This window comes from Bacteroidota bacterium, assembly GCA_016183775.1.
GTDB lineage: Bacteria > Bacteroidota > Bacteroidia > JABDFU01 > JABDFU01 > JABDFU01.
Genome location: JACPDY010000156.1, coordinates 24,122 through 32,444, shown reverse-complemented (window position 1 = coordinate 32,444; position 8,323 = coordinate 24,122). Strand labels below are relative to the sequence as shown.

General features: G+C 41.3%; 6 protein-coding genes. 4 read left to right on the top strand and 2 right to left on the bottom strand.

Features of this window, described 5'->3' with window-relative positions:
• Nucleotides 1-270: 270 nt before the first annotated feature.
• Nucleotides 271-774 (top strand): hypothetical protein, encoded by a 504-nt coding sequence (locus tag HYU69_17255; GenBank protein ID MBI2272090.1) that lies wholly within the window; start codon nt 271-273, stop codon nt 772-774.
• A 17-nt stretch (nt 775-791) separates the two neighbouring features.
• The gene (locus tag HYU69_17250) at nt 792-1,169 is read left to right on the top strand and encodes an SRPBCC domain-containing protein (GenBank protein MBI2272089.1); all 378 of its coding nucleotides are present in this window, start codon (nt 792-794) and stop codon (nt 1,167-1,169) included.
• On the opposite strand, the gene HYU69_17245 is transcribed toward HYU69_17250, so the two are convergent.
• A complete protein-coding gene (locus tag HYU69_17245; GenBank protein MBI2272088.1) occupies nt 1,166-1,798 on the bottom strand; it encodes a hypothetical protein in 633 nt (210 codons plus the stop codon). The genes HYU69_17250 and HYU69_17245 overlap by 4 nt on opposite strands.
• 225 nt (nt 1,799-2,023) lie before the next feature.
• Between HYU69_17245 and HYU69_17240 the strand changes: the two genes are divergently transcribed.
• Nucleotides 2,024-2,299, top strand: coding sequence for an HU family DNA-binding protein (locus HYU69_17240; GenBank protein ID MBI2272087.1), 276 nt, complete (start codon nt 2,024-2,026; stop codon nt 2,297-2,299).
• A gap of 199 nt (nt 2,300-2,498) precedes the next feature.
• Nucleotides 2,499-4,100, top strand: a complete 1,602-nt coding sequence (locus tag HYU69_17235) for a T9SS type A sorting domain-containing protein (GenBank protein ID MBI2272086.1) — start codon at nt 2,499-2,501, stop codon at nt 4,098-4,100.
• Nucleotides 4,101-4,259: 159 nt separating this feature from the next.
• On the opposite strand, the gene HYU69_17230 is transcribed toward HYU69_17235, so the two are convergent.
• Entirely contained in the window at nt 4,260-8,036 is a 3,777-nt protein-coding gene (locus HYU69_17230; protein ID MBI2272085.1) for a PKD domain-containing protein, read from the bottom strand.
• Nucleotides 8,037-8,323: the final 287 nt, after the last annotated feature.

Below are 8,323 nucleotides of genomic sequence, written 5' to 3'. Positions count from 1 at the left end.
TGGACATCTATACCGCAACCGGTTGTTACAACCTGTTTGAATTTTATTTCTTGCATTACGTTTCATGTTTTGCACGAAGTTAAATATTCATCCTCGGTTGGTGTGCTTCATTCTAGCTCATGACCATTTCATGTGTATATAGTTTATGATTATTTCTGCCTGTTTTGACTATTAAATATAGCAAAGGTTTAATCATATCGGAAGTTTTTTTAATTTGCATCCCCATAAATATCCATGATAGATAGTTAAGAATACAAAAAGGTAAATACCATGGCCTGGAACGACGATGATAATGATGACGATTTTGATTTTGATCCGGATAATATGAGCCCGGAGGAGAAGGAAGAGTTGGATAAAGAAATGAAAGAACGCCATAAGCGTATCTATCAGCATCCGCTTTTTAAAAAAGCCAAAGCGGTTGATGAAATGGTTGCGGCTTTAATAGAAAGTTTACCTGAGCAGGCGGGTGAAATGTATGGCTCTATCCTGCGTGAATCCTCCATGATGCTGGCTCCTAAATTAGCAGGAGCACTTGGCACGGACTCCTGGCTGCTGAGTATGCAGAATGCGGCGATCATCCGGTATCATGCGGAGTATTTAAAAACCGCAACTTCCGGGTTGAAGATGTTTGATGATGTGGATGTTAATTATACTCAACTGCTGAGAAGGGAAATGACCGAATTTCAGACCCTTTTTAAAGAATGGGTGCGTTCGCTCGATAAGCTGGATGATGAAGGTTACGAAGATGAATGGGGCTTATTTATAAAAAAATGATAAACCAGGAAAGTTAATTGAAGGACTACAAAAAATATTATATACTAAATGCTGCTCCCGAAGAGGTGTACATTGCACTTACAAATCCCTTTACCATTAAACTGTGGACCAACGAAGATGCCGTGATGAGCGCAGTGCCCGGAACGGAATTCTCCATTATGGACGGAAGCATTGAAGGAAAAAATTTAGAATTCAGTGAGAACAAAAAAATTGTGCAGGAATGGTATTTTGGTGAACAGCCGGCGCCTTCAATTGTTACTATTCAACTTCACCCGCATAAAGAAGGAACATCGGTAGAACTGCATCATGCTAACATCCCCGATGAAGCATATAATGATATCAGGAATGGGTGGGATACGGTTTATTTCGGGAGTTTGGCGGAGTTTTTTGATTAGAATTTACTGTTCGACCTCTCCTTAACAACAGGCTCGGCAGTAGTTTTTATGATCTTGCCTGTTTTGTCAAATTCGGTTATCACCTCGGTGGAGTCGTTCACACGTTTGGTCTCGGTACTTTTAATGCCATCGGTGTAACGCTCATTGCTTATAGACTTGCCAGCCCCATCATATATACCCTTGTATGTCAATTGCCCGTTTTCGGCATACATAAGGAGTTCGCCTTTTATCTTTGGCCCGTCCCGGTTTCTTTTCTCTTTAATATTTCCATTGGAGTAATAGGTGGTTGTGGGGCCGTTTGGTTTGCCATTCAATAAAGTTATTTCTTCCTTTTTATTGCCTTCGGGAAAATAGGCGGTCCATACGCCTGTTTTTTTTCCGTTGGTGTAATATCCTTCTTCCACTATTTGTGTGTCGGTATAACCATATACTTTGGGCTTACGGTCTTTATTCAGTATGATCCAGAAACCATACGGCTTGTGAAGGGAGTCGAAGCGGTTGATGGTATCGTAATTAATGCCTTTTTCAAGGTAATATTTATATACGTTAAATACAGGCTGTGCATGGCTTATATGTAATGCAACAGATAACATGATCAGAATTGCAGCCTGTTTACCTAACTTGTTCATAAAGTAAAATTATAATTAATTTGTTTAAAACGATAGCGGGTGTTGGAATAGCCGACTATGTATATTCGAAAGGCTATTAAACAGGGCATTTCAGACATAGTTATCAACAAAAGCCTTATTTATCAACAATTTCAGAAAGTTTATGCCTTAAAACTTGCGTCGGATAAGGGTTTCGACTATATTCGCAGCGTTATAATAAATGTTTAACCCTTAACAAAAAACAAAATGAACAAAGCTGAACTAATTGATGCTATTGCCGGAGAGGCAAAATTAACAAAGGCTGACGCAGGTCGTGCTCTTGATGGATTTATTAACGCTACTACCAAAGCGCTTAAAAAAGGCGACAGAGTGGCGCTTGTAGGTTTCGGTACTTTCGGTGTTGCAAAACGCGCTGCAAGAACAGGCCGTAATCCACAAACCGGAAAAGCAATTAAAATTGCTGCTAAAAAAGTAGCGAAATTTAAAGCCGGAGCTGATCTTAAAAAATCAGTGAATAAGTAATTTTTGCTTTTTAAAGAAAAATCCCGTTCTGGTTAACCAGGGCGGGATTTTTCTCTTTAAACACCACCTTATCACAGGAATGAAGCACTCACTGAAAGTTGGATATTTCAAAACTATGCTCAGTTGGATTCATAACAAAGGGTAAATATGATTAAGCCATTCTATTGTTGTACAGGAGGCTATTATATCTTTGCAGGCAATGAAAATTGTACCAGGAACCATTTTCTTGTTTTATTTAATATTGACGAATGTTTTCGCCCAGGTTCCTTTTTCAATTCAAATTAAGCAATCACTATCCATAACAAATGCTCCCGCATTACATTCGGGTGTGTTTATTTCTTACAATAATAAATGGATATTCATTGGAGGCAGAAAGAACGGACTGCATGGCTTTCAGCCGCCCTTCGCATTCCCTGCCAGCAGTGTAAATGATAAAATTTATGTCGTTGATCCTCTTACTGATCAAAGCTGGAGTGTTTCAACTTCAACTCTTCCGAAGAACATCAGTGAACCAATCAACTCTTCAAACATGCAATTTTATTTATCAGATACTACATTGTATATGATAGGTGGTTATGGATGGAAAGATTCGATAGCTGACTTTATAACATTTCCGACACTTACTGCTGTCAATATCAAGGGGCTCATGAATGCTGTAATACAGGGGAACCCAATTGGCGGTTATTTCCGGCAGGTAAAGGATGAGCGCCTGGCGATTTGCGGTACGCATGTCCAAAAGATTGATTCCACTTATTATCTTGTATTCGGTCATCGGTTTGACGGGCGGTATGACAGAAGTTCAACAACCGGGTTTCATGTTCAGAGATATAGTAATGAGATCCGTAAGTTCAATATTGCCGACAATGGGACAAATCTTTCCATAACCAATTACAGTGCCGATCATGATTCGGTTAATTTTCACCGCCGCGACCTGAATATAATCCCGCAGCGTTACTTTAGCGGTGAGAAGGGCCTTACAGCATTCAGTGGGGTGTTTCAATATGACGTAAATTTGCCCTACCTGACATGTATAAATATTTCAAAAAACGGCAATACGGTCGATCAGTCATTTAACCAAAACCTGTCGCAATATCATTCGGCATATACTGCCATTTATGATTCGGTTCCCGGTAAACAGTATAATATCTTTTTTGGCGGTATAAGTTTATATTATATTGACACTCTTTCTAATGCGCAGGTTAAGGATACTACAGTTCCTTTCGTAAATACTGTGAGCATAGTTGTGCGTGACAAGAACAATACTTATACAGAATACAACAGTAATACAACAATGCCTGCTTTACTGGGAACTAATGCTTACTTTTTCCCTGCACCGGGTATCCAAATGATATCTAATGAGATTATTGATTATACGAATTTGTCCGGCAACCGCCTTATAGGCTATATAACAGGAGGGATAGATACACCCGATCCGAACATCAGTTTAAGTGACCCCAGTTTAAGTTCTGCCAACTCACTTGTTTACGAAGTGTGGTTGAATAAAGCATCCACAGGAGTCCGAACCGTAAATGTTACAGATAATTCAATACTCGACCTTGCGGCATTTCCCAGTCCCGTGACCGACAATGTCACTTTGCAATTTATTTCCGGCAAACAGCAATCGGTTAAAATAGATCTGTTCAGTATGCAGGGACAATTGGTTCAACCTGTTTTTGCAGGACCCGTCAATAAAGAAAAGGTTCATTTTACTATCGACACCAAAGGTCTTTCTCCCGGGAATTATTTTTTTATTGTCCGCAATTCTTCATTTCGGAGAACAGTGAAAGTGACTAAGAAATAATACCTATGCTATAGGAATCCAATTAAAAATCGTGTTCTCTTTTCAATCGGCATTATATCATTGGTATAACCTGGCTAAACTATTACCCTGGTTTTATTTGAATTAAAAATCCCCTTATGAAAATTATTCATAAGGGGATTTTTTATAGTCAGATCGTTTCTATCTGCTGATCATAACCCTTTTTACACTCACACTTCCGGTGCTTGTGATAAGCCGTACATAATACGTGCCGTTAGCGGATCCGGAAAGGTCAATGGTTTCGGTGAATGATCTTGTATTCGGTACTGACCTGCTGTATATTTTTTTCCCTGTTACATCCATTACTGAAAGCTCTGCTGATGTGTTTAATTCAGTTATGGAAATTACAAACGAGCCGTGAGACGGGTTGGGATACATAAAAATATTCCCGGCATCCTTGCCGGCTGTGATAATACCGGTTGGCTGACCAATGTTAATTGTAGTGCAGGTGGTGCAGCCTTTTGCATCTGTAACGCAAGCTGTGTATGTGTTAGCAGATAGCCCACTAACAGAAACAGTTGTTTTATTGCCGGGAGTCCATAAATAGGTATAAGGTAGTGTTCCTCCGTTTGCAAATACCGAGGCGCTTCCATCGTTGCAGCCTATGCAGCTGGCGTCCTGCTTAACTGATGTTGAAGTAAGTGCAGCGGGCTGAGTAACTGCGGCAACAGAAGTAGCGATACAATTATTTGCGTCTTTTACCGTAACTGTATAAGTTGCAGCGGTCAATCCTGAGATGGTTTGTCCGGTTGCTCCTGTATTCCAGTTGTATGTATATGCGCCGGATCCTCCGGATGCCGCTACTGAAGCGCTGCCATTATTCCCGCCATTACATCCTATGTTCTGACCAACCGATGCTGACGCATTTACTTTCGCCGGTTGGATAATAGCAACTGCGCTGGTGCTACTGCAACCCTTGGAATCAAGAACTGTTACTGTATATGTTGAAGCTGAAAGTGAGCTGATCGTTTGCGCTGTTCCCCCATTGCTCCAGGAATATGTTTTAGTTCCTGTGCCGCCGGTTGCGCTGACACTGGCGGATCCGGTTGAAGTACCGTTACATAATACATTGACAGGAGAGATGCTGCTTATGGTTACCGCAGGATCAACAGTTACTGTTACAGTACCTGTATTGCTGCAAGAGCCGCTTGATACCGTAAGTGTATAGGTGGTGGTGGCAGTTGGGGATGCCACAGGGTTAGCAACAGCCGGATTGTCAAGACTTGCTGAAGGAGCCCATGAGTAATTACCGCCACCTGAACCGTTAAGCGTAACACTATTACCATTACATACGGAGGTGTTGCTTCCCGCATTCGCAGTAAGTGAAGCGGCCACAGCAACCTGAACATCATCTGTAGCAACACAACCATTTTTAGTTACAGTTACCGTGTAGTTTGTTGTTGAAGAGGGTGAAGCAACCGGATTTGCAATTGCAGCGTTTGATAAATTTGTTGCCGGCAGCCATGCATAAGTACCGCCTCCGGTAGCATTCAATTGAGCGCTGCCTCCTGCGCATACCGATGCGTCGACACCTGCATTTGCAGTTGTCTGATTAACTGTTACAGATTTGCTGTCAGTTGAAGAACATCCGTTTGTATTGGTGTAAGTATAGGTTACCGTGTGTGGGCCGGGAGTCTGCACTGAAGGATTAAAGGATACTGCACTTACCCCGTCAATCTTAAAGGTTCCTCCTGAAGGTATTCCTGCAAGTGTTACGGCTGCATCGTAACTGCAATAGGCAGACGCGAGACCACTGATCGTTACGACAGGCTTGTCAATTATAATGCTGGTATATTGCATACTGCTGCCACAGCCGTTGGTAACAGTATGTGTTACTTTGAATACTCCCTTTAGAGAATAAGCATGAGCGGGGTTCTTAAGTGTGGATGTATTTCCATCTCCAAAATCCCACAGATGACTGTTGTTATCCGGGCCATCTCCATAATAACCCTCAGCGGCAAAATGGATGGTGTCGCCCGAACAGGTAAAGGATTTATCAAGATCAAACCAGGCCTGGGGTTTGTTGGTCATTTTGATATCTACTGTTGTGGGTACTGTATCACTCTGACCACAATTATTAACGATCATGGCTTTGGCTGTGTAAGTACCCGCTGATGTATAACTGTGGTACACAACCTGGCCTGATCCGGATTGACCGTCACCAAAATCCCATGAGTAAACAGCTCCGCCCACAGCTGTAAATTTCACAAGATCGCCGGGACACCGGGAATTGTCATTGCTCCCTCCGCCATCATTAGTAGTGGAGTTATCTACATAATAGAATTTGTTTTTAGGCCCTCCATTAAGTACAACTATACTTTTCTTCAGTGAATCTTTCTTGCCGCAAAGATTGGTCACATAAAACTTGAAGTTATATGTTCCTGTTGTGGCATAAGCGTGAGTGGCCAATACCTGTACAATAGTGTCAGTTGGGCCGGTAATGTTATTCAATACATTGCCATCGCCAAAATCGATCGAATAAATGTTTCCTGAATTATTATCATGATTTCCTTCATCAAAGAAATATACTTTGCCGCCAGGGCAAACCGAGTCAGGTAACGATTGAAGCTGGGTATCAGGCTTCAGGTTTGCATCTACAACAACAACTTTTGACGCACTGTCGGATTTGCCGCAGCCATTTGTTACTATCAATACAACCTTGTGATTTCCCACAGCGGTATATTTATGCGAAGCATTTTTTGTGGTGGCTGTACTTCCATCTCCGAATTTCCACAGAAAACCATACTTGCCATCACCTGAGTTGCTATTGTTCCTGAGATCAACAGTTGTGCCCGGGCAAACTTTCATCGTATCCTGGTTTCCGTTATTATTATCGAACGAAATGTTTACATAATTATTCATCCCGCCGGATACTGAAACAGTAAGCACCTGCGTGACTGTGTCTTTGTCGCCACAGCCGTTGGTTACGATAAGTTTTACATTATAGTTTCCGTTTGCCGGGTAAAAATTCTGAACAGACCGTTGAGTAGAAGTGGTTCCATCCCCCAGGTCCAACAGGTAGGAGGAGCCGGAAGATGAACAGTCAATTGACACTATAGAATTGGGGCATGCAGGATTTGGCCACAAATTAAAATTCGCGTTTGCATTTAATCCCGAACTTACAACATTAACAAAAATGGTGTCTTTATTCGAGCCGCCGCAAGGATTGGTAGCGGTGAGTATAACCCGTTTGTTGCCAGGGGTTGTATAGGAATGCGAAGGATTTTCAACAGTGGATGAAGTAGCATCTCCAAAATCCCACAGATACGAAGTAGCAGGGTAATTAGCTGAAAAATAAAATACATCGTTTATACATGCATCATTTTGATTAACCCCGATCGAAAAAACGGGTTTGGCTGAATTGCTTACTGTTATTTGTCTTGTAACTATTTTAGTTCCGCAGGAAGTATTAACTGTCATTTTTACGGTGTGAATGCCTGCATACTTAAATGAATGGCTTGTGTTGTTCCAGTTGTCATTTTGAGTGGAATCGCCATAATCCCATGTGATATTGCTATAACTTCCCTGGTTAAAACCAAACCTTACAGATTCGCCGGGACAAGCCGAAGGAGTAGACACATCAAAGGTAGTTGCTCCATCAATTTGTATGTTGCTATTTGTTCCGCCCATAGAGATCATCCCTTTATTTGTGGTGTCCCATACAGAAAGACTTACGCTAAACCAACCCGGGTTCACATAGGTGTGTGATGGATTCTTAGCATGACTTGAATCTCCATCACCGAAATACCACCTGAAATAATTCCCACTTGGGTTGCCGGTGTATGTAAAATTTACCAGCTGAGGGGCGCATCCATTACTGGGATTTGAAGTAAAACTTACCTGGGCACTGCTTAATAAAGGAAAAAACGCAAGTGCGAAAATTGTTGTGAGTTTACAATAAAGTAGTGATTTGTTCATAGTATATTGATTTAAGTTAATATTGATGAGTATTTTCTGTTAGGGAGGGGCAAATGTAAACTAAAAACAGGTACCTGTCAACTAAATTGTGGTTCTTTTAGCGGCGGAAGCGTCTTAATAGATTGAACTTAAGCGGATATTCCAAAAACAGCTTTTCGGATGGCAGTTATTTTTTATTATACCGAGGGGACTTGATTTTAAGGATTTTGAGACTCGGCAAACGAGGTATAATTGCTATTTTTGGAAAAACCGGTAGCTATCATAGTTTATCAATACATAATAATTAA